23 protein-coding genes and 1 pseudogene are annotated in these 24,331 nt (G+C 69.9%); 8 read left to right on the forward strand and 16 right to left on the reverse strand.

Annotated elements, in window-relative coordinates:
* Nucleotides 1-60 precede the first annotated feature (60 nt).
* The 7 genes and pseudogenes from ACIPEK_RS32350 to ACIPEK_RS32380 form a co-directional block, all read right to left on the reverse strand.
* A complete protein-coding gene (locus tag ACIPEK_RS32350; RefSeq protein ID WP_402003426.1) occupies nt 61-1,638 on the reverse strand; it encodes an FGGY family carbohydrate kinase in 1,578 nt (525 codons plus the stop codon).
* Nucleotides 1,639-1,737: 99 nt separating this feature from the next.
* Nucleotides 1,738-3,192, reverse strand: a complete 1,455-nt coding sequence (locus ACIPEK_RS32355) for an MFS transporter (RefSeq protein ID WP_402003429.1) — start codon at nt 3,190-3,192, stop codon at nt 1,738-1,740.
* A 198-nt stretch (nt 3,193-3,390) separates the two neighbouring features.
* Nucleotides 3,391-3,591 (reverse strand): hypothetical protein, encoded by a 201-nt coding sequence (locus tag ACIPEK_RS32360; protein ID WP_402003432.1) that lies wholly within the window; start codon nt 3,589-3,591, stop codon nt 3,391-3,393.
* Between the two features lie 143 nt (nt 3,592-3,734).
* The gene (locus ACIPEK_RS32365) at nt 3,735-5,288 is read right to left on the reverse strand and encodes a peptidoglycan-binding protein (protein WP_402003435.1); all 1,554 of its coding nucleotides are present in this window, start codon (nt 5,286-5,288) and stop codon (nt 3,735-3,737) included.
* 74 nt (nt 5,289-5,362) lie between these two features.
* Nucleotides 5,363-5,614 (reverse strand): hypothetical protein, encoded by a 252-nt coding sequence (locus tag ACIPEK_RS32370; RefSeq protein ID WP_402003517.1) that lies wholly within the window; start codon nt 5,612-5,614, stop codon nt 5,363-5,365.
* Nucleotides 5,615-5,675: 61 nt separating this feature from the next.
* Nucleotides 5,676-5,771: pseudogene (locus tag ACIPEK_RS32375) on the reverse strand (nitroreductase); the annotation flags it as partial.
* A 271-nt stretch (nt 5,772-6,042) separates the two neighbouring features.
* Nucleotides 6,043-8,460, reverse strand: a complete 2,418-nt coding sequence (locus ACIPEK_RS32380; RefSeq protein WP_402003438.1) for an endonuclease/exonuclease/phosphatase family protein — start codon at nt 8,458-8,460, stop codon at nt 6,043-6,045.
* Nucleotides 8,461-8,697: 237 nt separating this feature from the next.
* On the opposite strand from ACIPEK_RS32380, the gene ACIPEK_RS32385 reads away from it, so the two are divergent.
* Nucleotides 8,698-9,507, forward strand: coding sequence for an ArsR/SmtB family transcription factor (locus ACIPEK_RS32385; protein ID WP_402003441.1), 810 nt, complete (start codon nt 8,698-8,700; stop codon nt 9,505-9,507).
* A gap of 302 nt (nt 9,508-9,809) precedes the next feature.
* On the opposite strand, the gene ACIPEK_RS32390 is transcribed toward ACIPEK_RS32385, so the two are convergent.
* Together ACIPEK_RS32390 and ACIPEK_RS32395 are read right to left on the reverse strand one after the other, a co-directional pair.
* Nucleotides 9,810-10,178, reverse strand: a complete 369-nt coding sequence (locus ACIPEK_RS32390) for a nuclear transport factor 2 family protein (RefSeq protein ID WP_402003444.1) — start codon at nt 10,176-10,178, stop codon at nt 9,810-9,812.
* Between the two features lie 225 nt (nt 10,179-10,403).
* Nucleotides 10,404-10,856, reverse strand: a complete 453-nt coding sequence (locus tag ACIPEK_RS32395) for a DUF5709 domain-containing protein (RefSeq protein WP_402003447.1) — start codon at nt 10,854-10,856, stop codon at nt 10,404-10,406.
* Nucleotides 10,857-11,104: 248 nt separating this feature from the next.
* On the opposite strand from ACIPEK_RS32395, the gene ACIPEK_RS32400 reads away from it, so the two are divergent.
* Nucleotides 11,105-11,464, forward strand: a complete 360-nt coding sequence (locus tag ACIPEK_RS32400; protein ID WP_402003450.1) for a tyrosine-type recombinase/integrase — start codon at nt 11,105-11,107, stop codon at nt 11,462-11,464.
* A 15-nt stretch (nt 11,465-11,479) separates the two neighbouring features.
* Complete coding sequence (locus tag ACIPEK_RS32405; protein ID WP_383080002.1) at nt 11,480-11,710, forward strand: DUF6296 family protein; 231 nt, start codon at nt 11,480-11,482, stop codon at nt 11,708-11,710.
* 81 nt (nt 11,711-11,791) lie between these two features.
* Here ACIPEK_RS32405 and ACIPEK_RS32410 read toward each other — a convergent pair whose 3' ends face one another.
* On the reverse strand, nt 11,792-12,217 hold the full coding sequence (locus tag ACIPEK_RS32410) for a cold-shock protein (RefSeq protein ID WP_402003454.1): 426 nt from the start codon (nt 12,215-12,217) through the stop codon (nt 11,792-11,794).
* A gap of 147 nt (nt 12,218-12,364) precedes the next feature.
* A complete protein-coding gene (locus tag ACIPEK_RS32415; protein ID WP_402003457.1) occupies nt 12,365-13,240 on the reverse strand; it encodes a DMT family transporter in 876 nt (291 codons plus the stop codon).
* 130 nt (nt 13,241-13,370) lie between these two features.
* Here ACIPEK_RS32415 and ACIPEK_RS32420 point away from each other — a divergent pair, with 130 nt between their 5' ends.
* A complete protein-coding gene (locus ACIPEK_RS32420; RefSeq protein ID WP_402003460.1) occupies nt 13,371-14,528 on the forward strand; it encodes a winged helix DNA-binding domain-containing protein in 1,158 nt (385 codons plus the stop codon).
* Between the two features lie 15 nt (nt 14,529-14,543).
* On the opposite strand, the gene ACIPEK_RS32425 is transcribed toward ACIPEK_RS32420, so the two are convergent.
* Entirely contained in the window at nt 14,544-15,386 is an 843-nt protein-coding gene (locus ACIPEK_RS32425; RefSeq protein ID WP_402003463.1) for a response regulator transcription factor, read from the reverse strand.
* Nucleotides 15,387-15,677: 291 nt separating this feature from the next.
* On the opposite strand from ACIPEK_RS32425, the gene ACIPEK_RS32430 reads away from it, so the two are divergent.
* Both ACIPEK_RS32430 and ACIPEK_RS32435 read left to right on the forward strand, forming a co-directional pair.
* On the forward strand, nt 15,678-17,354 hold the full coding sequence (locus ACIPEK_RS32430; protein ID WP_402003466.1) for an AMP-binding protein: 1,677 nt from the start codon (nt 15,678-15,680) through the stop codon (nt 17,352-17,354).
* Nucleotides 17,351-18,958 (forward strand): AMP-binding protein, encoded by a 1,608-nt coding sequence (locus ACIPEK_RS32435; RefSeq protein WP_402003469.1) that lies wholly within the window; start codon nt 17,351-17,353, stop codon nt 18,956-18,958. Before ACIPEK_RS32430 ends, ACIPEK_RS32435 begins: the two co-directional genes overlap by 4 nt.
* 22 nt (nt 18,959-18,980) lie before the next feature.
* Here the strand turns inward: ACIPEK_RS32435 and ACIPEK_RS32440 are convergent, their stop codons facing one another.
* From ACIPEK_RS32440 to ACIPEK_RS32450, 3 genes are all read right to left on the reverse strand, one after another.
* Nucleotides 18,981-19,202: a hypothetical protein gene (locus ACIPEK_RS32440; protein WP_266356623.1), complete on the reverse strand. Its 222-nt coding sequence runs from the start codon at nt 19,200-19,202 to the stop codon at nt 18,981-18,983.
* A 76-nt stretch (nt 19,203-19,278) separates the two neighbouring features.
* On the reverse strand, nt 19,279-19,833 hold the full coding sequence (locus ACIPEK_RS32445; RefSeq protein WP_402003472.1) for a GNAT family N-acetyltransferase: 555 nt from the start codon (nt 19,831-19,833) through the stop codon (nt 19,279-19,281).
* Between the two features lie 73 nt (nt 19,834-19,906).
* The gene (locus ACIPEK_RS32450) at nt 19,907-20,635 is read right to left on the reverse strand and encodes a hypothetical protein (protein WP_402003520.1); all 729 of its coding nucleotides are present in this window, start codon (nt 20,633-20,635) and stop codon (nt 19,907-19,909) included.
* A 352-nt stretch (nt 20,636-20,987) separates the two neighbouring features.
* On the opposite strand from ACIPEK_RS32450, the gene gcl reads away from it, so the two are divergent.
* Nucleotides 20,988-22,763, forward strand: coding sequence for a glyoxylate carboligase (gene gcl, locus ACIPEK_RS32455; protein ID WP_402003475.1), 1,776 nt, complete (start codon nt 20,988-20,990; stop codon nt 22,761-22,763).
* Nucleotides 22,764-22,877: 114 nt separating this feature from the next.
* On the opposite strand, the gene ACIPEK_RS32460 is transcribed toward gcl, so the two are convergent.
* A complete protein-coding gene (locus ACIPEK_RS32460) occupies nt 22,878-23,531 on the reverse strand; it encodes a hypothetical protein (protein WP_402003478.1) in 654 nt (217 codons plus the stop codon).
* Nucleotides 23,532-23,785: 254 nt separating this feature from the next.
* Here ACIPEK_RS32460 and ACIPEK_RS32465 point away from each other — a divergent pair, with 254 nt between their 5' ends.
* Complete coding sequence (locus ACIPEK_RS32465) at nt 23,786-24,283, forward strand: hypothetical protein (RefSeq protein ID WP_402003481.1); 498 nt, start codon at nt 23,786-23,788, stop codon at nt 24,281-24,283.
* Nucleotides 24,284-24,331 lie beyond the last annotated feature (48 nt).

Consider the following 24,331-nt stretch of genomic DNA (forward strand, 5'->3'; position numbering starts at 1 on the left):
TGTTTCGGTGCGGCGGCCGCGTGGTCGGGTACGGGGCGCCAGTGCGACGGTGAGGGGCCGTCAACGGGGGGTGTGAGGTGTGGGTGCGGGATCCTGCAGAGGGAGCAGCGCGGGGTCGTCGAGGTGGGCGATCAGCACGTCGCGCCAGGCGGACCGCTGTGCGGTGCGCTCGGCCCCGGTGACCGCGGGCTCGAAGGTCCGGCCGTGCGGCTGCGCCTCGACGACCTCTTCCAGCGAGGACCACAGGCCCTGGGCCACACCGGCCAGATAGGCGGTGCCGCGCAGGCTGGCGGTCGCGGAGTCGGAGACCCGCTCCAGCGGCAGGCCGGTCAGGTCGGCCTGGATCTGCATGAGCGGGTCGCTGCCGGAGACGCCGCCGCCGACCCGGAGCCGGGTGAACGGCGTGCCCATGGTGTCGGCGACCCCGTCGATCAGGTCGCACACCGAGTGCGCGATCCCGTCCAGCACGGCGCGCGCGAGATCGGCGCGGGTGGTGGCGAGGGTGAGCCCGGTGAGGGATGCGGTGGCCTCCGGGTGCCAGACCGGCGTACGGACCCCGGCGAGTGCCGGGACGAAACGCGGGGTGCGGCCCGGCCGGGTGGGGACCCGGCCCGCCTCCTCACCGAGCTCCTTCGGCGATGCGAACAGGCCCAGGTCGTCGCAGAGCCAGCGCAGCGCCGAACCCGCCGTGGAGGTGTAGGCCTCCAGGCTGTAGTGGCTGATGTCGCCCTGCCGCCGGCCGGGCTGGGCGAGCACCCCGGAGATGTCCGGCCGGGGCAGGGCGGGCGCGGTGCCGGTCGCCGCGTCGACGAAGGCGCCGGTCCCGTACACGCACATGCCCTGCCCGGCGGCGAGGCCGCCGAGCGCGACGAGTGCGGCGTGCTGGTCGCCCATGGAGGCGGCCAGCGGGACGGCGATCCCGAGGGCGGCCGGGTCGGTCGTACCGAATCCGGCGTCGTCGGAGCGGAGTTCCGGCAGCAGGTCGAGGGGGAAGCCGAGGTGGCTGATCCACTCCTCGTCCCAGGCGTGCCGCTCCAGCAGATAGCCGCCGGTGGATGCGGCGTTGGTCGGGGTGGTGGCGTGCACGGCGCCGCCGGTGAGGCGCCAGATCAGCCACGTGTCGACGGTGCCGAAGAGCAGCCGGCTCTCGCGGTGGGCGGCGGCCACCTCCGGGTGCGCGGCGATCTGCCGGGCGGCCCAGAGGAACGGGGCGCGGGCGCCGACCGGCCGGCCCTGGCGGGCCAGCAGGGCGGCGTCCCATTCCGCCTCGTACGTGGTGAGCTCGGTCGCGTACCGCCGGTCCTGCCACACCACCGCGGGGAGCAACGGCCGCCCGCTGACCCGGTCCCACAGCATCGCGGTGGCCCGCTGGGTGGAGAGCGCCACCGCGGTGATCTCGATGCCCTCCTCGCGGGCCCGTCCGACGGCCCGGCGCGCCACCTCGACGGTGGCGCTCCAGATCTCCATCGGGTCCTGCTCGACCGAGAGGTCGTCCGGATGGCTGACCTTGATCGACCGGTAGAACACCTCGTGGGCGGCGCCCGAGTCGAGGACGACTCCGGCCCTGGTGCCCGTGGTGCCCTCGTCGATGGACAGCACACCGCGCCGTGGGGCGGCGCCGGGGAACGTCTGCGTCATTGCAGCCCTTTCATTGCGAGCATCGCGAGCTGTGCGGGGGGATACGGAGGCGGTACGGGAGAGGGGACCATCGTGTGATGCGACAGGTCCGGCGGCCGGTCAGCGCGCGGTCACGGACTCCGCGGATTCTGTCGAGGCGGCCCGGGCCCCGGCCGCGGCACGGTCCTGTCCGGCTGCCTCGTCGGGCGAAGCGGCCTTCGTCGGATCCCACTTGATCGCCAGACAGGTGATCAGGCCGAGCAGCGGTACGACGGAGAGCACCAGGAACGTGTCGGCCAGCCCGAGCGAGTCCTTGATCTGCGGGAAGACATACAGCCCGACGACACTGCCGAAGCTGCCGACCATCCCGGTGACACCCGTGCCGAGCGCACGGACATCACTGCTGTACGAGAGCGCGGCGATGGACTTGCCGTTGGCGCCGGGGCCCGAGGAGTGGCAGAGGATGAACAGGACCGGCAGCAGGAACGCCACGGCGGTGGGCACCTTCTCGAAGGTCAGCCCCATCGCGAGCAGGGCGACGAAGACTCCGGCGAATCCGGCGGCGGAGCTGAGCCGCAGTCCGAGCCGGCGGCCGAAGTACGCGGACAGGAGCCCGCCCGCGATACCGAAGGCGTTGAAGACCATCGAGCCGATGGTGGCCTTCTCGAAGCTCTCACCGAAGATCGTCAGGCTGATCAGCGGGAGGTACCACCCGACCGCGAAGTACTGCATCGACTGCCCGAGCGAGATCACCGAGGAGAGGACCGTGCGCGGCAGGTACTCGCCCTTGAAGAGCAGTCCGGCCTGGCGGAACCCGATGGCGGGAGCCTGCGTGGCGGCGCGGGTCGCCTCGTCGGGATTGCCGGCGACGGCCTTGATCTCGTAGATCCTGTCCAGATTGACGACCGCCTCGTCCAGACGGCCCTTGCTCGCCAGCCAGGTGGGGCTCTCCTTGAGCATCAGCCACTGGCCCACGAGCAGCGCGGCGGCGACGACCGCGGCCGAGCCGACCGACCAGCGCCAGATGTCCGAGCCGACGTCCAGGTTGAAGAAGAGCAGGGCGAGCGCGAGATTGCTGGTGGTGGCGACGTACCAGACCGCCTGCCACAGGTTCAGTCGGCCGCCCAGCTTCGCGGGGGTGTACTCGGCGAGCAGCGCCATGGCGACCGCGAAGTCGATGCCGTACGCGACACCCACCAGGACCCGGCCGAGCCAGACGACGGTGAAGTCACCGGCGAAGGCGGCGAGCAGGGCGCCCGCGATGGCGAACACCTTGGCGATGAGCAGCGGGGGGACGCGGCCGATCCGGGTGGCGAGCCAGCCGCCGACCGGGTTGAAGATGATCGCCAGGGCCGGAGCGGTGGCCGTGAGGATCGAGACCTGGGTGCTGGTCAGCTCCATCTGGGACGTCATCGGTCCCAGACCGGCGCTCAGTGCGGCATTCGAATAGGCGTCGAGAAACAGCCCGCCGAACACGAGAAACCAGATGACTTGCGCCCGGCCGGTGATCTTTCCCAGCCCATCGATGAGCGCAACGACGTCGGCGACGCCTTTGACGCTCGGACGTTGTGCCATGAATCCGCCTTCGAGGAAGACCCATCGGCGGCACGGGGAGCACAAAAAAACAGGCATGACGAAACCACCGACAGGTGGTCTATGTCTGTGCCTGTCAAAACACTGCGGAAAGCGCCGCAGCACGTGAACTGCAAGAAGTACGAACTACGCAGTGAGGTTAAGAACGAGTCAGGAGAAACGTCAAGGGTTTCCGGCAGGTTATTCAAATGTGACGCGGGCCTTGACGGCGCTGACCACGCAGACGCCTGCCAGGAACAGGGAGACGGTGCCGGTCATCGGGTCGAGGCCGGAGAAGAACAGTTCGTTGAAGACCTGCGAGGCTGCCGCTCCGTGGAGCAGGGAGTCATAGAACTCGATGGTGCTGCCGACAAAGCTCGGCAACGCGACTCCAACGAACACAGTCGGAGCGTCATGGTGGCCTGTCAGGGGTCGTGAGGGCGGGTGGGCGACGCACGGCACGAGACGGGGGAGCGCGAGCGGCATGCGAAAGGCGGGGTGGTGCGCGATCCGCACCACCCCGCCCCGCGCCCGTGAGGTTTTCGTCAGTGCCCCGCCTGCAGCGCCGCCCAGGTGTTCGCCCCCACGACGCCGTCGGTCGTCAGGCTCCGGCTCGCCTGGTAGCTGCGCACCGCCGTCGCCGTCGCCTGGCCGAAGCTCCCGTCGATGCCGACCGTCGAGCCGAGCGCCGCGGTCAGCGAGCGCTGGAGCCGCTTCACTCCGTCGCCCGAGTCGCCCTGCTTGAGGGGCGTCGTCGGGCCGGCCGACAGCAGCACGGTCCAGGTCCTGTCTCCCACGACGCCGTCGGCCGTCAGTCCGTGGTTCGCCTGATACGCCATCACCGCGTTCTTCGTGGCCGGGCCGAAGCTGCCGTCCACCGCGCCCACCACGTAGCCCTGCTCGCTCAGCAGCTGCTGAACCGCTGTGACCTGGGGGCCCGTCGAGCCGCTCCGCTGGGTCGCGTACGCGGTGAAACTCAGCGCGTCACCGCTGTTGCCGCCGCCGGTGTCCCCGCCCACCAACTGCATATAGCGATTCCAGTCCCAGTACGGCCCCGGGTCCGTGTGGTCGTTGCCCGGTGCCTCGCTGTGCCCGATGATGTGCGCCCGGTCCTTCGGGATGCCGTACCGGTCGCACAGGTGGCGGGTCAGGGCCGCCGAGGAGCGGTACATCGTGTCCGTGAACCAGGAGGGGTCGTCGATGAACCCCTCGTGCTCGATGCCGAGCGCCGAGGCGTTCTGGCCCCGTGCGTGGTACGCGGTGTCGCCGTCGCGCACCATCTGGGTGATCTGGCCGTCGGAGGAACGCACCACATAGTGGGCGCTCACCTCCGCCGTCGGGTTCTGGAACCAGCTGATCGAGCCCGCGTACGAGCCCTGCGTGACATGGATGATCACCTTGTCGATCTTGGCCGTCCGGCCCGCGGTGAAGTTGTTCGCATTGGCAGGAACCCACAGTGCGGACGGGTAGTCGGTGCTCTGCGTCGGTACGTCGGTGGCATCGAGCGAGCCCTTGTGCGGTGAGACCGGACGGGCCGTCACCGAGATGTGCTCACCGCCGGGGGCGGTGGCGTAGAGCCCATGGGCCAGGAAGGTGTACACGGCGTCGGCGTAGAGGGTGGCGGCGGGTCCCGTCGAGCCGCTGTACCGGGCGACGGCCGGGTACCAGGCGTTGACGTCGTCGCGCTCCCGGTCGTCGAGGCCGAGCTTGTCCGCGTAACTGCGCAGCACCGCCGCGCCGCCCAGGATGTTGGCCTCGGTGTCGGTGCGGAGGTCGACGAGGGGTTCGCCGGTGAGGGCGGCCGCCCGCTCCAGTGTCGGGTTCGTGGGGTTGCTCACCAGGTGCATCACGCCGTAGCCGTTCGCCTGGCTGGGGCGCCCCGAGTGGCCGTCGAGATGGGTCTCGCCGTACCCGACGGCGGCGAGCAGATCACGTGGTACGTCGAACTTCGCGGCCGCCCGTGCGAATGCCTGGTTCATGGAGTGACCGTCGGCCGGAGCGGCGAAGGCCGGGCTTCCGGTCGCGGCCAGGGCCGTGGCGATGAGGGTCGCTAGGACGGATGCGCGGCGCTTTGTGTGGGCGGCGGCTCGTCTGGGCATACCTGCTCCTGCTCTGTGGGGGAGAAGAACGGCCCCCGGGCCCGAGTGGGGTGGGCCGAGGGGCCGAAGCCCGCTCAGAGTATCGGCGTGTCCAGGGCATGACAATCATTTGACTGTGTGTCGAACTCCCTTTCACTCCAACGCAGTCGAGGCGCAGGTCGAAGCCCTGCCAGGTGACCTGTTCGGCGGTCACGGGCAGGGCCGAGAGGCGAACGTCGGACGCGCACCGCACCCCGCTCCCGTTCGGCGACGAGTTGCAGCGCCACATCGGTGATCATGTCCTCCTGACCGCCGACGTACCGTTCCTGACCAGTGTGCATGAGTATTCTCCGGGCCTGCCCGGTGAGCCGGCATCCGGTGCAGCTGTGTGTCGGCCGGGGCGCCGTCCTACCAGCGGTCGCGGTGGATGACGTCCGCCACCGGACGGCGCCGGACCGGACCGAAGCTGCCTTGCGGCCACCCGACCGGAATGGCGGCGAAGGTGTGCGTGATCGCGGAGATTACGGGCGAAGCCCCGGCAGCGGGGGGCATGTTGACCGGCCTCCGGGCGGCGGCCCGCACGATCCGCCCCCGCAGTCGCGCCGATCGGCTCGGACCGGCGGATCCGTACACCTGTACGCGGTGTGCAGGGCGTGAGAGGCGGGCCCGAACAGTCGCAGCGGGCCGGCCCTGATCCACTTCTCGACGCGGGTGGGGGCGCCCGGCGACCGGTCGTCCCCACCCGCGACTCGCGCGTTCGCGCAGACTCCGGAGGTCAGTGCCCGCCGTGACCCGGGGCGTTGACGTCCACCCGCACGATCTGCGGGTCGTGGTCGCTCGCCTGGTCGGCGAACTCCGCGTTGATGTGCACCACGTCGTAGTCGAAACGGCGGACGCCGGGGCTGGTCAGGATGTGGTCCAGCGTCTGCGAGTTGCCCTCGTACACATAGCTGTACTGCTCGCTCGCAGGCAGCGTGGTGATCAGCGGCTTGAGTACCCCGCCGCTGGTCAGCGCGTCCATCGTCGGGGAGAAGGCGAAGTCGTTGAGGTCGCCGAGCGTGATGATCCGGGCCGAATCGTCCGCGGCCAGCAGCGACTTGACGAAGGTGTTCACCTCCGCCGCCTGCTTCACCCGCTTGGTCTCCGAGCTGCGCTTCGGCTCCTGGTAGCGGCCGTGCAGGGGCTGGTCGCCGCCCTTGGACGTGAAGTGGTTGCCGATGACGAAGACCGGCTTCCCATGGAAGCGGAATTCGCCGACGAGCGGCTTGCGGCTGTCGGCCCACGCGTCACTGGTCGGGGCGATCCGGCCGGGCGACGCCGAGAGCGTCACCCCCTTCTTCGTCTTCACCGCGGTCACGGCGGTGGTCGCGTCGCCGCCCGCACGGTCCACGAAGTCGACCCTCTCGGGATTGAAGAGGAAGACGTTGCGGATGTTGCCGCCGGGTTCGCCGCCGTCCTTGCCGTTCTCGGGGGCGACGTACCGCCATGCGTACTGCGGACCGCCCGCGGCGACGATCGCGTCGGTGAACCGCTTCAGCGTCGCCTCGGAGCCGACCGTGCCGTCGTTCACCGCACCGTTGTCGTCCTGGATCTCCTCCAGCGACACGATGTCCGGGGAGGAGAGGTTGGCCGCAACACCCTCGGCGAGGGTGTCGAACTTGGCCTGCTCGTCCAGCGCGTCCAGGTTCTCCACGTTGTACGTGGCGACGGCGAGCTCCTTGCCCTTCTGCTTCCGGGTGACCTCGCGCTGCAGGCGGTTGTCGGTGAGCGTGCCGAGCTCGGTGGCCTGGAGGTTGTAGCCGCCGAACGACGCGTAGTCCACGACACCGGTGGTCGCGCCGGACAGCACGTCGCCGACGTCGGCGACGGGGACCGGCTTGGCCGGGTCGAGCGACATCACCTTGATGCGGCCGGTGTTCTGGTCGTTGTACGAGGAGTACAGCGTGCCGCCCCGCCCGGTCCGGTTCTCGTCCGGCTTGACGGTCACCCAGACTTCGTCGTACGCGGTCGTCGCACCCGTCACCCGGGTGTCGGAGATCCGGACCCGGGCGCCTTCGAGCGATTCGTAGAGGTCGAGGGCGTACGCGGACGGGTCGAGGGTCAGCGCGTCGATCGAACCGCCGTCCGCCGACGGAGCGTACGCGTCCGGCACCGAGGCCGCGTCGAGTACGACCGGGGCCGGCAGCGCGTTGCCCGAGGACAGGACCGTCGTCTTCGGGGCGGTGATCTCGGTGATCGACTGGGTGGTCGTCGACGGGTAGTACTCGTCCACCTTGCCGCTGACCAGCACCGAGTCGCCCACGGCGACCGCCGGGGCGGTGGAGCCGGTGAAGACGAACACGCCCTCGCTGGTCCGGGCGTCCGCGTCCGGCGCGGTGTCCTGGATCCAGAAGCCGCGCGAACCGGTGGTCCGTACGCCGGTGACGATGCCGGGGACCCCGGTCACCTGCCGACCCTTCAGCGGCGACACACGGGTGGTGCCCTGGATGTCGTGGATCCGGACGGTGCCGGGCTCGGTCGGGCCGCCGGGGTCACCCGGGTCGGAGCCGCCGGGGGTCTGACCCGCCGAGTTGACCGGCGTAGGGGCGCCCGCGGTGAAGTCGGCGGCGTTGTCGTCGGTGTCGGCGAGGGACGTGCCGCGCGCCACCGAGAAGGTGTTCGATGCCCCCGTCGCCGGGCCGCTGCCCTCCCGTACGACCGCGGAGCCGTAGCCGACGAGATCCACGATCCGCGTGTCGGCCGCGCAGTCGGCCGCCGTCTTGCAGGTCAGCGGAGTCGTACCGGAGACCAGCGCGACGGTTCCGCCGCCGGCCGCCATCGCGACCGTGCCGGTGGCGTCCGGCGTCGGCAGGGCAACGGTGCCGCCGGTGCCCGCGGCCTCGGCGACGAGGTAGCGGCCGCCGGGGGCGACGGACCCGTTCAGTGCGGAGACCTGCCACAGCGAACCGGCGGAAGGAGAGGCCGGCAGATACTGCACGCTGAAACCGGACAGGTCGTACGATGCGGAACCGGCATTGGCCAGTTCGATGAAGTCGCGGGCCAGTGTCGCACCCGAGTTGCCCCCGCCGCCGTACACCTCGGAGATCACGGCGGTCGAGGACGGGGCCGCGAAGGCGGCGGGCAGCGCGGTGGCCGACAGCGTCACGGCGACGGCGCCGGCCAGCAGGACGGAACGGGGTCTGGATATGTGCACGGTGGGCTTCTCCCGAAGTGTGTGGAGGGCAAAAGCTATGCGCGTAGAACCAGCCGTGACAAGACATCAGAAGTTAATTCCAGAAATCGTTCCGGCGGCCCGGAAGCGATGGGGCGAGCAGTGTGGAGGTGTGGGGGTGTCGTCGAGCCGGCCCCGGCTCGGCATGCAACCAATAGGTTGCCTATGCTGCAAACGGGCTGAGAAAACGAATAGACGATGGTGACCGTGATGGCGGCGATGGACCCGATATTCAAGGCACTCGCCGATCCGAGCCGCCGGGAGCTCCTGGACCGGCTCAACGCGCGGGGCGGCCAGACCCTGCGCGAGCTGGGCGAGGGCCTGGACATGAGCCGGCAGGCGGTGGGCAAACACCTGGCGGTGCTCGAATCGGCGCTGCTGGTCACCGCCGTGCGCCAGGGCCGGGAGAAGCTCCACTACCTCGACCCGGTGCCGATCCAGGAGCTCGCCGACCGCTGGATCGGCCGGTACGAACGCCACCGTCCGGCCACGCTGTCCCCACTCGAACAGCCCCTGGAAGGAACGGCCATGGACAAGCCCGAGTTCGTCTACGTCATCTACATCCAGACCACCGCCGAGAAGCTCTACCAGGCGCTGACCGACCCCGAGTTCATCAAGATCTACATGGGCGGTTACGGTCCCGAGTCGACCTGGGAGGTCGGCGCGCCGGTCCGCTGGAAGATGGACCCGGACGGCGAGTTCGAGGAGGTCGGCCAGCGGGTCCTGGAGGCGGAGCCCGGCAAGCGGCTCTCGTACACCTGGCACACCCTGCAGCCCATGCACCGCCAGATGTTCGACTTCGCCTCGGACGAGGAGTGGGACCGGGCCGTCCAGGAGCGGTCCAAGGTCGCCTTCGGCATCGAACCGGCCGAGGAGCCCGAGATGGGCATCAAACTCACCATCACCCACGACGGGTTCGACAGCCCGGACAGCAAGATGCTGGAGGGCGTCAGCGGCGGCTGGGTCGTGATCCTCTCGTCGCTCAAGACCCTTCTGGAGGGCGGGAAGTTCCTCGACGAGCCGGCATGACGACCAGGCGGTCCGGCGTCGGCTTCGGGGCAGCGCCGGACGCCTGCCGCGGCAGCGCAATGCGCGGGCAGCACACGGCAGGCGCAGGCGCGAGTACCTGACCGTGCGTCAATCGATACTGTGCGTCAATCGATCGGCCGGCTCGTCGGCGGCCGCGGTCACCGCACCTTTCGCCGGTACGGCGGAACACTCCGCGGCACCCGCGCCCCGCCAGCCGGCTGTTCGAGACCGTCGACCGCGACGACGGTCATCTCGGCGCCGGACTGGCGGAGCTCACGTGACGGCTGTCTCCTGCCCTCGGCTCAGGCTCCGGGTACCCGGTCGAGGAAGCCGCTGACCGAAGTGATGCGTCCGTCGTCGGCGAGTGTGAGTACGTCCGACCCGGCGACAGGCGCGGAGCCGTCGGCGGTGGAGACCAGTTCCCAGCTGAAGCGCACGATGTCGTGGTGCCCGTCCGGGGTGCCGGTCAGCCGGAACTCGAAACCGGGGAACTGCTGATGGGCCCCGTTGATCGTGGCCGCGAACTCTTCGTGGCCACGCACGTCGACCAGCGGGTCGGTGTAGGTGGCGCTCTCGGCGAAGGCGGCCGCCACGGCCTTCTCCAGGTCCTCGGGGGTGGCCGCGTTCCAGGCGACGAAGTAGCGCTGAACGGCGTCCTCGTATGCGGTCATCGTGCTGTCCTCTCTCGCGTCCCGGCCCCTGGGGCCGGGCTCCCGTGTGCTCGTGAGGAACACGATGTCCGATGGCGCGGAAGGCGTCGATTACCTCCGAGGTCATGGTCCGAGCGCCGCCGGTGAGATGTCACATCGCAGTAAAGCGGAAGTAAAGAATTCCTGGCGTCAATGTATTCCCGCTGATGCGTTCCTGGCGTCGGTGCAAGGGGAAGAAGCGCCTCCTCACCCCACGCTGTCCGGGATGACATGCATGGCGGCTTCCTCGGCCGATGCTGCCGCTCCGTCGATCCCGACGTCCTCGGCCGCCAGGCTGTCCGGCTCGTTGATGTCCAGCTGCCGGGTCAGTCGGCCGGCGCGTACCGTACCGACCTCCGCGTCCCAGAGTTCGCCGTCACCGTCGGACAGATCTCCCAGGTCGTCGCCGTCGGTTTCGGTGACATCGGGCAGTTCCCGTGCCAGGCGGCCCTCCAACGGCTCGCCACTGTGCTGTTCGGCGGCCGTGGTGCCCAGATCCTCCACCGCCCACGGTCGCTCGGGCGGGGAGTAGCCCTCATCGAGAAGGTCGGTCAGCCCCCGGTTGTCCAGGGTGTCCTCGATGTCGAGCTGCTCGGCGGGGTCGGAGGCCTCAGGCTGTTGGGGCTGGTAGACATCGTCTCCCATGTCGGCATCCTTCATGGTGTGTCCCTTCCCGGTTTCGGGGTCCCGGTCGTACCTGCCGCGCACGCGACTCGGGAGAAAGGGGGGCGTGTATTCGGTAAGCGCCCGAGTGCCGTCGAACCGCCCGTATGGGTTCAGGATAAGTGGCCCGGGTATGAGCCCGCAGCCGTGGGCCGCTGCCCGGGCGCGGCAGGCCGGTCCGAGGGGCGGCGGAAGGTGCAGGCGGAGCATGTCCCGGCCCAGCCGTACCGGGAGAACCGTCATGGATGTTCCAGGAGCCGGTCCGTAAGTCGCTGATCGACAGTGCGATCAAGACCATCTGCAAGAAGGCCGGCGTCGAGCCGCGGCGTTGGCACGAGCTGCGCCACCACTACGCGTCGGTGCTGATTGCGGGCGGGGAGAACCCGAAAGCGGTGCAGAAGCGTCTGGGGCACAAGGACGTCATGACCACGCTGCGGACGTACGCGCATCTCTTTGCTGAGGCGGAAGAGCGGACGCGGGATGTACTGGATGCGGCGTGGGGAGTGCCGGAGGAAACTGGGGGTGAGGCGGAATCCTCTGCGGCGAGCGGAAGGATTCCAAAATCCCGGCGAGCTGGGCCGTCTGTTTCCCGGCTCAGGGCGTGATTGGGGACATCCGTCATGGATTACCCGGAGAGCTACCAGTTGGTATTTCAGTCGTCCGCCGTGGAGGACGACACGGTGATCGTCCGACGTACGGCGCAGTCGGGGGCGGGTGGATACCCGATCTACGAGGACGAGACCGGAATCGTGCGCGCGGAGATCAGCGACCGGGGAGAGGTGCGCATGCTGGCCAGCGGTGGACACCAGGTGCTCGGCACCCCGCTGGTCGTGCGGGAGCCGAGCGCCTGAATGAGCCGGGGCCCGTCCGGCGGATCATGACCGGACAGGCCCCGGCACTACAGGAAGGCGGGCCGGTGCTGCGCCGCCACGTCAGCCCTCGGTCCAGCCGTGGTTCTTGGCGAACTGCAGCAACCCGCTCCGGACCTGCAGGATCTGAGCCCCCGTCAGCGACGGTGCCGACTCCAGCAGCACGTCGGTCACCTCCTTGGTGAACTCGACCGCACTGAGCACATCGCACAAGGTGTCGTCGTCCGCCGACCCGGAAACACTGACCGGGGCGAGCCTCGGAGGGGTCAGCGGCTTTCCGTCGGGACTCTTGGCGAGCTGGACGGACGAGGCCTTCAGCCCGCGGTCACCGTCCTCGATCTCGAACTCGACCGCCGTGCCCGTGTGCACATAGGACTCGGGGATCAACATGTCATTCACATGGAGAAACACATCCTCACCGCCGTGATCGGGTGAGATGAAGCCATATCCCCGTGCGCCGTCGAACCGCACCACGCGACCAGAAACCACACCAACCCCCAAGAAAGAACCGGGCCCCTTGCCCGTTTGCCACACATGGCTCGTCCGGAGAATAGCCCTGTGCGGCCGGGCGGCGCGACCCTGTGGCGGGGAATTGCCCGGACCGGGGCGAGGGTCGTTGGCGGGGCGGCGGCGGGCTCACCTGAGCTTGCGTGCGGGCGGGGGCGCGGTTCCGGACGCCAGCGGGGAGCGGGCCAGCTCGATGCAGCCCACCGTGATCAGGGTGAGCGCGACCAGTTCGGGCAGCACCCACCACCCGGTGCGCAGTCGCTCGCCGAACAACGTCACCCCGTACAGGACGCTGATCAGCGCGTCACCGAGGGTCAGCGGCGGCTGGACGGCGACCAGCATGCCCGCCTGGAGGGCGTTCTGGAGGAGGAACAGCGCGCCCACTCCGGCCGCGGCGGTGGCGTACAGCTGCCAGGACGTGAAGAGCGCCACCGCTCCGCCGCCCCCTTCGAGCCGTGCCATGGCGTCCTTCATGAGTGCGGCCGTGAGGGCATACCCGCATGCGGCGGCGAGGCCGAGCAGTGCGCCCCGGGGGTTGCCTCGCGTGCTCAGGGCCGCGCCGATCAGTGCGGCCTCGAAGATTCCGGTCACGATCAGCGCCGTGATCCAGGTAGCTCCCCGTACGGACGTGCTGCCGCCCCCCGGGGCCGCGGAGGCCATGCCGAGGGCCAGCCCCAGCGTCACGGCCGCCACCGCGTACCAGATCCGCCGGGGGATACGGACCCGCAGAACGAACCCGGCCATCAGCAGTGTGGCCGGCAGCTCGATCACAAAGATCGGCTGGACCAGGGCGATCGGCCCGGTGGCCAGCGCCACGGCCTGACAGACGGCCGCGACGATCACCAGGCCGATCCCGGCGAGCCACACCCTCCGGCGCAGCAGATGCCCGATCAGCGCCAGACGCATCGCCTCGCTGTCGGGCACGGTGCGGGCGGCGCGACGCTGGAGAACGGAGGCCGCGCCGTTGCTGATCGCGGTCAGGATGGCGAACAGAACACTGATCACCAACCCATGATGCGGGTGTCGGGCCCACGATCCGGGGTCCTGCGGGGCGGCGGCATGGCGGACGTGCGGATCGGAGCACATCACCGGATGAGGACCGAAGATGTCCGCAAGTCCGCGTAGCGTGCCGTCCATGGCCGCGACGAAGAACCCCACAGCACCCGCCGTGCTCTCCCCGCGCACGCTGGGCCGCGCCACGCTGGAGCGTCAGTTGTTGCTGCGCCGGACCGCGATGTCCGCGAAGGAGGCCGTCGGGCATCTGGTCGGCCTCCAGGCGCAGAACACCAAGCCGCCGTACTACCAGCTCCTCGCGCGCCTCGACGGGTTCGACCCGGCCGAGCTCGCCGGGCTGATGGAGTCCCGCGAGGTGGTCCGTATCGTCACCATGCGCTCCACCATCCACCTGCACACGGCCGCCGACGCGCTCACCCTGCGCCCGCTCGTCCAGGCGGCGCGCGACCGGGAGCTCAGGACGTTCCGCAAGGGGCTCGCCGGGGTGGACCTGGACCGGCTCGGGGCGGTCGGCAGGCAACTCGTCGAGGAGCGGCCCCGCACCCCCAAGGAGATCCGCGAGGCGCTGCTCACCGAGTGGCCCCACGCCGACCCGCAGGCACTGGGTGTGGCCGCCCGCTGCCTGCTCCCGCTGGTCCAGGTCACCCCGCGCGGGGTGTGGGGAAAAAGCGGCGGGGTCACGCTGACCACCGCCGAACACTGGCTCGGCCGCCGGTCGGAGCCGGTCCCCGCACCGGACGCCACCGTGCTGCGCTATCTCGGAGCCTTCGGGCCCGCCTCCGTGCAGGACATGCAGACGTGGGCCGGACTGACCCGGCTGCGAGAGGTCTTCGAACGGCTGCGGCCACAGCTCATCACCTTCCGGGACGAGAACGGCGTCGAGCTCTTCGACCTGCCGGACGCCCCACGCCCCGACGCGGACACCCCCGCCCCGCCGCGCTTCCTGCCCGAGTTCGACAATGTGCTGCTCGGCCATGCGGACCGTACGCGCGTCATCCCGCCTCGGTACAGGGGGCGCAACGGGAACGGCAACCAGGCGTACGGCACGGTGCTGGTCGACGGATTCCTCGCGGCGATCTGGCGGCACGGCGGCGGTACCGGTACCGCCGCCTCCGGTACGAGGATCCTCACCGTGCAGCCGCTCGGCAGGCTGAGCCGGGCCGAGCGCGACGCCGTCACGGAAGAGGCCGTACGGATGCTCCGCACCATGGCGACGGCGGGTACCGACGCGAACGGATACGACATCCGGTTCACGACGTTCGTCGACTTCGAACGGTGAGCTCCCGCCGTCACGCTACGGCAGCAGCCCCGCCCGCCGCGCCGCCACCACCGCCTCCAGACGTGTGTGCGCACCCAGCTTGCGCATCGCCGAACGCAGATACCCCTTCACCGTCTCCGGCCGCAGCCCCAGCCGTTCTGCCGCCCCGGCATTCGTCGTCCCCGCCGCCACACAGGCCAGCACATCCACCTCGCGCGGCGCCAGGTGCACTCCGCAGGGCTTCGGCAGGCGGGCACCGGCCGCCGAGGCGAGCCGTCCGCACACCGAGAGCAACTCGTCGCGCAGCGCCGGGTCCACGACCTTCGGCACCAGGGCACGCAGTTCACGATGGGCCTCGCGGACGTCCTCCCACGCCTCCGGCGCGGCCCTCGGGTCCGTGACCTGTTCCCGGGTCACGGCCAGAAGCTGCTGCACCTCGTCCCGTACGACCAGGGCCTGTTCCACATCGCGGGCAGCGGCGACCGCCGCGTCGAACGTACGGTCCCCGAGCGAGACCGGCTCGCGCAGCGCCCCGTACAGCACACCGCGTACCTTGCGCCGTACGACGACGGGCACCGCGACCACCGAGCGCAGGCCCTCCGCCGCCACCGCCATGTCGTACTCGTGGCTGATGTGGCGCGAGGAGCGGTAGTCGGTCACCGCGCACGGCCGGGACAGGGCGATCGACTTGCCGCCGAGCCCGCTGCCCGCCGAGATGACAAGACCGCGCAGGGCGGCGGTCTGCGCCCCGTTCAGCTCGGCGATCCGGGCGTGCCGGGCATCCGAGAGCAGCCCGCCGAAGGCTACGGGCAGCCCACTGGTCCGGCGCAGCCGCAGCAGCGCTGCCTGCATCTCGACCGCATCGACGGATTCCGGCACGTTGACGCCTCTCTGCCCGGCTCCGGAGGCTCGGCGGCCTCCGCCTGCTGCACCCCCGTTCGGGGGTGGTGAGACCTGGGTCACTGTTTACATGATGTTAAGACCGACCGGCAAATGGGGGGTGGGAGAAGGAGCGGGGCTGGGTGCATGCAGCTGCAAGGCGGAGGATTGAGCCAACGCGGAGCGTTGGTGATTGACGACAACGCCGCAGATGTGCGTGCCCAGCCCCGCGACGCCCCCCATTTGCCGGTCGGTCTAAGTGACCGGTCCGGTCCGCAATGAGGAGGGCACATGTCGGCAATCAGCGCGACGGAGACGTTCCGGGCCGCCCGGGACTTTCTGCTGCAGCACCGCGAGGACTACCACGCGGCCTACGAGGGCTTCCGCTGGCCCCGGACCGACCATTTCAACTGGGCGCTCGACTGGTTCGACGCCATCGCCGAGAACAACGACCGCACCGCCCTGTACATCGTGGAGGAGGACGGCGGCCGCACCGAGGTGTCCTTCGCCCGGATGTCCGCCCGCTCCAACCAGGCCGCGAACTGGCTTCGCGCCCAGGGGGTACGGGCCGGGGACCGCATCCTCGTGATGCTCGGCAACCAGGTCGAGCTGTGGGAGACGGCGCTGGCCGCGATGAAGCTGCGCGCCGTCGTCATCCCCGCCACCCCGCTCCTGGGCCCGGTCGATCTGCGCGACCGGGTGGAGCGCGGCCGGGTCCGGCACGTCCTGGTACGGGACACCGACACCGCCAAGTTCGACGAGGTGCCCGGCGACTACACCCGGATCTCGGTCGGCGCCGACGTGCCCGGCTGGCTGTCGTACACCGGCGCCGACGACCGGCCGGAGACCTTCGGGGCGGACCGGGAGACCGACGCCGACGAGCCGCTGATGCTCTACTTCACCTCCGGTACGACCGCCAGCCCCAAGCTCGTCGAGCACACCCATGTCTCCTACCCCGTGGGCCACTTGTCGACGATGTACTGGATCGGCCTCAAGCCCGGAGATGTCCACCTCAACATCTCCTCGCCCGGCTGGGCCAAGCACGCCTGGTCGAATCTCTTCGCGCCCTGGAGCGCCGAGGCGACCGTCTTCATCTTCAACTACACCCGCTTCGACGCGGGCCGGCTGATGGCCGAGATGGACCGCTCGGGCGTCACCAGCTTCTGCGCCCCGCCGACCGTCTGGCGGATGCTGATCCAGGCCGACCTCTCCCAGCTGAAGACCCCGCCGCGCGAGGTCGTCGCGGCCGGTGAGCCGCTGAACCCGGAGGTCATCGAGACGGTGCGGCGCACCTGGGGCGTCACCATCCGGGACGGCTTCGGCCAGACAGAGACCGCCGTCCAGGTCGCCAACACCCCGGGCCAGCTGCTGAAGGCCGGGTCGATGGGCCGGCCGAGCCCCGGCTTCAAGGTCGAGCTCCTCGACCCGGTCACCGGTGAGCCCGGCGCGGCCGAGGGCGAGATCTCCCTCGATCTGTCGGACCGTCCGGTGGGTCTGATGACCGGCTATCACGGCGACCCGGACCGGACCGCCGAGGCCATGGCGGGCGGTTACTACCGCACCGGTGACATCGGCTCCCGCGACGAGGACGGCTACATCACCTATGTCGGCCGCGCCGACGACGTCTTCAAGGCATCCGACTACAAGATCTCGCCGTTCGAGCTGGAGAGCGCCCTGCTGGAGCACGAGGCGGTCGCCGAGGCCGCCGTCGTCCCGGCCCCCGATCCGGTACGGCTCGCGGTGCCGAAGGCGTACATCGTCCTCGCGGAGGGCTGGGAGCCCGGTCCGGACACGGCAAAGGTGCTGTTCGAGCACTCCCGGGCGGTCCTCGCCCCGTACAAGCGGGTCCGGCGGCTGGAGTTCGCCGAGCTGCCCAAGACCGTCTCCGGCAAGATCCGTCGCATCGAGCTGCGCGAGCGCACGGCCCAGGGCACCGGCACCGAGTACGACGAGGGGGATCTGCGATGAGCGAGCTGTCCTACGCGCACGGCACCGGCACCACGGCGCTGCTCGGCGACACCGTCGGGCGCAATCTCGACCGCGCCATCGAGGCGTTCGGTGAGCGCGAGGCGCTCGTCGACGTCGTATCGGGGCGACGCTGGACGTACGCCGAATTCGGCGCGGCGGTCGACGAGCTGGCGCGTGCGCTGATGGCGTCGGGGGTGGCCAAGGGGGACCGGGTCGGGATCTGGGCGATCAACTGCCCCGAGTGGGTGCTCGTGCAGTACGCCACCGCCCGCATCGGCGCCGTCATGGTCAACATCAACCCGGCCTACCGGGCGCACGAGCTGGAGTACGTGCTGAAGCAGGCCGGGATCTCGCTGCTGGTCTCCTCGCTCTCGCACCGCACCAGCGACTTCCGCGCCCTGGTCGACCAGGTCCGCGCGGGCTGCCCCGACCTGCGCGCCGTGCACTACATCGGTGACCCGTCCTGGGACAGGCTGCTGGCTGCGTCCGGATCCGTGACTGCCGGGCAACTCGCGGCCCGGGAAGCCGGGTTGTCCTGCGACGACCCGATCAACATCCAGTACACCTCCGGCACCACCGGCTTCCCCAAGGGCGCCACCCTCTCCCACCACAACATCCTCAACAACGGCTACTTCGTGGGGGAGCTGGTTGCCTACACCGAAGAGGACCGGGTCTGTCTGCCCGTCCCCTTCTACCACTGCTTCGGCATGGTCATGGGCAACCTCGGCATCACCTCGCACGGTGCCTGCATCGTGATCCCGGCCCCCGCCTTCGAGGCGGCCGCCGTGCTCGCCGCCGTTCAACAGGAGCGCTGCACCTCGCTCTACGGCGTCCCCACCATGTTCATCGCGGAGCTGAACCTCCCCGACTTCGCCTCGTACGACCTCTCCTCGCTGCGTACCGGCATCATGGCCGGATCGCCCTGCCCGGTCGAGGTGATGAAGCGGGTCGTCGCCGAGATGCACATGGACGAGGTGTCCATCTGCTACGGCATGACGGAGACCTCTCCGGTCTCCACCCAGACCCGCCGCGACGACGACCTGGAGCGCCGCACCGGCACCGTCGGCCGCGTCATGCCGCACATCGAGGTCAAGGTCGTCGACCCGGTGACCGGCGTGACCCTGGAGCGCGGTGCGGCGGGCGAACTCCGCACCCGCGGCTACAGCGTGATGCTCGGTTACTGGGAACAGCCCGAGCGCACCGCGGAGGCGATCGACGCGGGCCGCTGGATGCACACCGGGGACCTCGCGGTGATGCGGGAGGACGGCTACGTACAGATCGTCGGCCGGATCAAGGACATGATCATCCGCGGTGGGGAGAACGTATATCCGCGGGAGATCGAGGAGTTCCTCTACGGCCACCCGAAGATCGCGGATGTGCAGGTGGTGGGCATACCGGACGACACCTACGGCGAAGAGGTCCTCGCCTGCGTCATCCCGAGGGACCCGGCGAGCCCGCCGACCCTGGAGGAGGTGACGGGCTACTGCCGTGGACAGCTGGCGCACTACAAGATCCCGCGGCGGCTGCAGATCCTGGAGACCTTCCCGATGACGGTCAGCGGGAAGGTCCGGAAGATCGAACTGCGGGAGGGCTACGGGCAGTAGGACCGGATCGCCCCGGGCGTTGTCAGGCGGCCTCGATGATGTCGCCGGCAACGCCCCGGGTCGCGGCCGCCCATTCGATCAGCAGCACTTCGTAGGCGGCGGACTCCACGGAGGACCAGTCCTGTCCGGCGCGCGCGTCGACCAGGGCCCGTATCGCCTCGTTCGCCTCGGCGGCGGACGGGGACGTCGGTCGGGTCGTGCGCAACGGGTCGACAAGTGGTGTGTGCCGTGGAGTTAAAGCCATGTTCCCTACCTTAAGGCCCGACACTGACAACCGGCCGAACATTTGTGGCCCTCGGCCCGAACGTGACCGATTGCACTCACTGTTGTCGGTCGGTTCCGCTGAGGCGCGGGTCGTGCCCGGCGCGCGGGATCTCGCGCCGCATGCAGACCCTCGGCCAGCGGTCCAGGCCGTGTTCCGCCTCCTCCGCCCTGATCTTCCGCAGCCCGTCGGTGAGTTCGGCCTCGCTCAGCGTGCGGAAGCCGAGGCGGGCGTAGTACGGCGCGTTCCACGGGACGTGGGAGAAGGTCGTCAGCGTCAGCGCGCCCAGCTGCCGCTCGTGCGCCCACCCGGTGAGGTGGTCGATGAGCGTGCTGCCCAGACCGCGTCGTGCGGCGGACGGATGGACGGAGACCTGTTCGATGTGGGCCGCGCCGTCGACCGGGTCGGCGATCAAGTAGCCGACCGGGTGGTCGTCGGGGTCGGCGGCCACCCAGGCGCGGCCTGCCCGGCGGTAGTCGTCCAGCAGTCCGAGCGGCGGGGGATCGTCGTCCGCGATGGCGGACATACCGAGCGCGCGGAACGGTTCGCCGGCGGCGCGCTCGATGTCCTGAAGCAGCGGAAGATCGGAGCGGCGGGCGGTACGGATACGCATACGGCCAGTATGGCGCCCCGGGCACGTGCGGACCGACCGGCACATGGGGGCGCTCCCCATGTGCCGGCCGGGCTCAGACGCCGGTGCTGACCAGCTCGTCCGCGGGGCTGTTGACCGGCTGCGGCGTTCCCGTGCGGTCCATGACGAACAGCGGGATGCCGAGGCCGTCCGCGCGCGCTTCGGCGTCCTGCGCGTACCCCGTGAGCGAGAAGAACACGCTCGTGACCGATGCGCTCAGCGCGTTCAGCCAGAGGCACTCGACGTCGCGCAGGACGGTCGGCCGGGAGACCGCGTCGACCTGGGCGATCAGCCCGGTGGCCCGCAGATCGATCCGCGCGCGGGAGCGCTCCGCCGACTGTACGACATCCTGGTAGCCCAGCCACTTCAGATACAGGGCGGCGCTCGCGACCGCATCGTGTGCGGTACGGATCGGCAGGGGCTGGAACGCCGGCCGGGGCGGCGGCGCCGTACGCGGCGGCGGAATGTGGGACGGCCGGTCGGGCCGGGCCCCGTCGGCGGGTCCGGGGATGCTGTCGGTTTCCGTCATCGGCCGGACCGGTATCCGCAGCACCGTCCCGCACGGGCAGCACAGCTCCGGCTGCGGCCACTGGTCGTGGCGCCCGCAGGCGCGACAGCGCACCGTCACCCAGTCGTCGTTCCAGGTGCGGTGCGTGATCGGTACGACCGGGGCGCCGCGCAGCACGGGCGGGGCGCTCGGCGCACCGCACGGGCAGGGATAGACCGGCGTGCTGTACATGTGGTCGCGGCGGCAGGCCGGGCAGCGTACCGGCACCGACTCCACCATGAACTCCCTCCGGCCCCGGTTGCGTGCCCCGGCGACGGGGCCACTTCGGCGCACCGAAGCGCGCCGGCGCCGACGGATGCGGGCCGACTCCGCTCCGTATCCCCATGGTCCACCAAGAGCGAGGTCCTGGGGAGTGACTTGGCGTATTTCGTGGACCGGTGCGCGCATCGGCCGCCCCACGCCGGCTCTCTTGACGGCCGTCCGGCCGCACTTTAGATTGACTTCCGTATAACAGAATCAAGTTTCCGCAATGTGGAATTAGTGCGGAATTAATGCGGAATTGGTGCTCTCAGGTGGCGCGACAGAGCCCGACTCCACCAGGTCCGAGCAGGAGCACTCAATGCCTCGAATGACCGCTGCCCGAGCGGCAGTTGAGATCCTCAAGCGCGAAGGCGTCAGCAACGCGTTCGGTGTGCCGGGCGCGGCGATCAACCCCTTCTATGCGGCCCTCAAGGCCTCCGGCGGGGTTCATCACACGCTCGCCCGCCATGTCGAGGGCGCCTCCCACATGGCAGAGGGCTACACCCGGGCGCGCCCGGGCAACATCGGCGTCTGCATCGGTACGTCGGGACCGGCCGGCACCGACATGATCACCGGCCTCTACTCCGCCATCGCCGACTCCATCCCGATCCTCTGCATCACCGGGCAGGCCCCGACCGCCGTGCTCCACAAGGAGGACTTCCAGGCGGTCGACATCGCCTCGATCGCGGTGCCCGTCACCAAGGCCGCGACGACCGTCCTGGAAGCCGCCCAGGTCCCGGGTGTCTTCCAGCAGGCCTTCCACCTGATGCGCACCGGCCGCCCCGGCCCGGTCCTCATCGACCTGCCCATCGATGTCCAGCTCACCGAGATCGAGTTCGACCCGGATCTGTACGAGCCGCTGCCGGTGCACAAGCCCGCCGCGACCCGCAAGCAGATCGAGCGAGCCCTGGAGATGCTGAACGCCTCCGAGCGCCCGCTGCTCGTCGCCGGCGGCGGCGTCATCAACGCCGACGCATGCGAACTCCTGGTGGAATTCGCCGAGTTGACGGGCGTCCCGGTCGTTCCGACCCTGATGGGCTGGGGCATCGTCGCCGACGACCACGCGCTGAACGCGGGCATGGTCGGCCTGCAGACCTCCCACCGCTACGGCAACGCGAACTTCCTGGAGTCCGACTTCGTCCTCGGCATCGGCAACCGCTGGGCCAACCGCCACACCGGCAAGCTGGACGTCTACACCCGGGGCCGCACCTTCGTCCACGTGGACATCGAGCCCACCCAGCTCGGCAAGATCTTCGCCCCCGACCTCGGCATCGCCTCCGACGCCAAGGCCGCGCTGGAACTGTTCGTCGAGGTGGCGCGCGAACTGAAGGCGGCCGGAAGGCTCAAGGACCGCTCGGAGTGGGCCGCGTCCACCCAGGAACGCCGGGCCGAGCTGCAGCGTCGTACGCACTTCGACAACGTGCCGCTGAAGCCGCAGCGGGTGTACGAGGAGATGAACCGGGCATTCGGCCCCGAGACCCGGTACGTCACCACGATCGGCCTCTCCCAGATCGCCGGTGCGCAGATGCTGCACGTCTACCGGCCGCGCCACTGGATCAACTGCGGTCAGGCGGGCCCGCTCGGCTGGACCATCCCGGCCGCGCTGGGCGTCGCCACGGCCGACCCGGACGGCTCCGTCGTCGCGCTCTCCGGCGACTACGACTTCCAGTTCATGCTGGAGGAGCTGGCCGTCGGTGCGCAGCACCGCATCCCGTACGTTCATGTCCTGGTGAACAACTCCTACCTGGGGCTGATCCGTCAGGCGCAGCGCAACTTCGACATCGACTTCCAGGTCAACCTGGAGTTCGAGAACCTCAACTCGCCGGAGATCGGCGTCTACGGCGTCGATCACGTCAAGGTCGTCGAGGGCCTGGGCTGCAAGGCGATCCGCGTCACCGAGCCGGAACAGCTGCTGCCGGCCTTCGAGGAGGCGAAGAAGCTGGCTGCGGAGCTCCGGGTCCCGGTGGTGGTCGAGGCGATCCTGGAGCGCGTGACGAACATCGCGATGAGCGGTACGGATATCGCGTCCGTCAACGAGTTCGAGGACATCGCGACGGATCCGTCCCACGCACCGACCGCGATCCGCCCGCTCGCAACGTCCTGACGGTCTGCCGGCCCGCCCGTGGCCCCCGCCCCCGAGAGTTCGGGGGCGGGGGCCACAGCCGTTCTCCGGCCTGTCCGGCGTTCGAGGACGGAACCCTTGCGGAGGTGCGGCGCTTCACTGCCTGCCTTCCAGACCGTCGAGCAGCTTCGACTTGCACGCCTCGCGGGCCTGCTTGTACGCCGGCGACTTCGGGTCGATGGACGGGGACGCCGGGTTCGGGTCGCCGCCCGGCTGGGCGTTGCCGCTGCTCATGGTCGGGTTGGTGAACTTGGAGACGCCGTTGTCCCGCATGCACTTGGCGTGCGCGAGCATCGACTCGTAGTCCTTCTGCTGGTCGCGCTTGGGCTCGGCCATCATGGCGGCCTGTTGCGCGGGAATGCAGAGACTGTCCTTGCCGTCCTTGGTGCCTATGTTGCGGCCGAGCCGGGAGGCGAGCTCGTCGATCTTCGTCGTGTCGAGATACCCGCTGAGCTTGGGGTCGGGGAAGTCCTTGTAGCCGGCCTTGGTACGCATGCACTGGACGTACTTCATCTGGGCGTCGTAGAAGGCGCTCTTGCCCGCAGGCTGGGTGCTCGCCTTGTTCCCGCCCTTCGCGGTGCTCGCGGCCGGAGCGTCCGGTACATCGGCGATCGCGTCGTCCTTCTTCGCTCCGCCGGTGCTGTCGTCACCGCCGCCGCAGGCGACGGAGAAGGCGAGTACGGGCACGGCCACGAGGGTGGCCATGCGCAGCCGGGCGGGGGTTCGGGGGTTCGTTTTGAGGAAGCTCATGCGCTTCACGTTTGCCGCCGCAGATGATGGCCCGTCCATGGTCACATGATGGGAACGTAACAATGCCCCCGACCTGCGCGTCTACCATCCGAGCGGGGTAGGCGGGAACGGTCCCGGCGTGCTCATAATCGGTCCCAGGAGAACGCACGGCTGCACGGCGGCACGATCGACGTGGCGGACGTGGCCGATGGACCGCACCGCGGCGCGGTGTTCACGCTGCGGCTGCCCCTGCGACGCACAGGAGAGGGCACGGAATGAAGGTCGGACAAGGGGTCGTGATCGCCGCTCTGGCGATCGCTCTCGTGGGCTGCGGCGTCCAGCCGACCGGAGTGATAGGCGCAGGCGAGCCCGCGTCCGGGCTGACGCGCGGCATGCGGCTGTACTACGCGTCCGCCAACGGACTGCGCGGAGTGCCCCTGCCCGACAAGGAGGTCAAGAGCCTCGACGCGGTGGTGAAGCTGCTCACCACGGGGCCTTCGCCCGCCGAGCAGCGCGACGGGCTCACCTCTCTCGTTGAGCGGCTCCTCGCCTACTCGGTGACCGGAACGGGCACCCGCGTCACGGTGCACCTCGACGGCCCCTATGCGGAGTCGGGACGCGACCAAGGCACGGGGCAGCTGGTGTGCACACTGGCCCGCGCCCAGTCCGTACTCGACCCGAAGGTCAGGACCGACGACGTCGAAGTCACCCTGCGGCCGTCCGAAGGCGCCGCGCTGGGCCCCTACCGGTGTGCGGAGTTCCTCAACAGGTGAGGAGGGCGAGTGAGTTCGCGGCGGCGTTCCGGGTGGGCGTCCGCGCAG

Origin of the sequence: Streptomyces sp. NPDC088246 (assembly GCF_044741025.1) — a bacterium.
Classification (GTDB): Bacteria; Actinomycetota; Actinomycetes; order Streptomycetales; family Streptomycetaceae; genus Streptomyces.

Bases quoted from the DNA above. Each gene is read 5' to 3' on its own strand.
- ACIPEK_RS32430 (WP_402003466.1), top strand. From the start codon at position 15,678: ATGTCGGCAATCAGCGCGACGGAGACGTTCCGGGCCGCCCGGGACTTT.
- ACIPEK_RS32445 (WP_402003472.1), bottom strand. From the start codon at position 19,833: ATGCGTATCCGTACCGCCCGCCGCTCCGATCTTCCGCTGCTTCAGGAC.
- ACIPEK_RS32420 (WP_402003460.1), top strand. From the start codon at position 13,371: ATGGCCGCGACGAAGAACCCCACAGCACCCGCCGTGCTCTCCCCGCGC.
- ACIPEK_RS32385 (WP_402003441.1), top strand. From the start codon at position 8,698: ATGGACCCGATATTCAAGGCACTCGCCGATCCGAGCCGCCGGGAGCTC.
- ACIPEK_RS32405 (WP_383080002.1), top strand. From the start codon at position 11,480: ATGGATTACCCGGAGAGCTACCAGTTGGTATTTCAGTCGTCCGCCGTG.
- ACIPEK_RS32465 (WP_402003481.1), top strand. From the start codon at position 23,786: ATGAAGGTCGGACAAGGGGTCGTGATCGCCGCTCTGGCGATCGCTCTC.
- ACIPEK_RS32460 (WP_402003478.1), bottom strand. From the start codon at position 23,531: ATGAGCTTCCTCAAAACGAACCCCCGAACCCCCGCCCGGCTGCGCATG.
- ACIPEK_RS32400 (WP_402003450.1), top strand. From the start codon at position 11,105: ATGTTCCAGGAGCCGGTCCGTAAGTCGCTGATCGACAGTGCGATCAAG.
- ACIPEK_RS32350 (WP_402003426.1), bottom strand. From the start codon at position 1,638: ATGACGCAGACGTTCCCCGGCGCCGCCCCACGGCGCGGTGTGCTGTCC.
- gcl (WP_402003475.1), top strand. From the start codon at position 20,988: ATGACCGCTGCCCGAGCGGCAGTTGAGATCCTCAAGCGCGAAGGCGTC.
- ACIPEK_RS32435 (WP_402003469.1), top strand. From the start codon at position 17,351: ATGAGCGAGCTGTCCTACGCGCACGGCACCGGCACCACGGCGCTGCTC.
- ACIPEK_RS32365 (WP_402003435.1), bottom strand. From the start codon at position 5,288: ATGCCCAGACGAGCCGCCGCCCACACAAAGCGCCGCGCATCCGTCCTA.
- ACIPEK_RS32395 (WP_402003447.1), bottom strand. From the start codon at position 10,856: ATGAAGGATGCCGACATGGGAGACGATGTCTACCAGCCCCAACAGCCT.
- ACIPEK_RS32355 (WP_402003429.1), bottom strand. From the start codon at position 3,192: ATGGCACAACGTCCGAGCGTCAAAGGCGTCGCCGACGTCGTTGCGCTC.
- ACIPEK_RS32390 (WP_402003444.1), bottom strand. From the start codon at position 10,178: ATGACCGCATACGAGGACGCCGTTCAGCGCTACTTCGTCGCCTGGAAC.
- ACIPEK_RS32440 (WP_266356623.1), bottom strand. From the start codon at position 19,202: ATGGCTTTAACTCCACGGCACACACCACTTGTCGACCCGTTGCGCACG.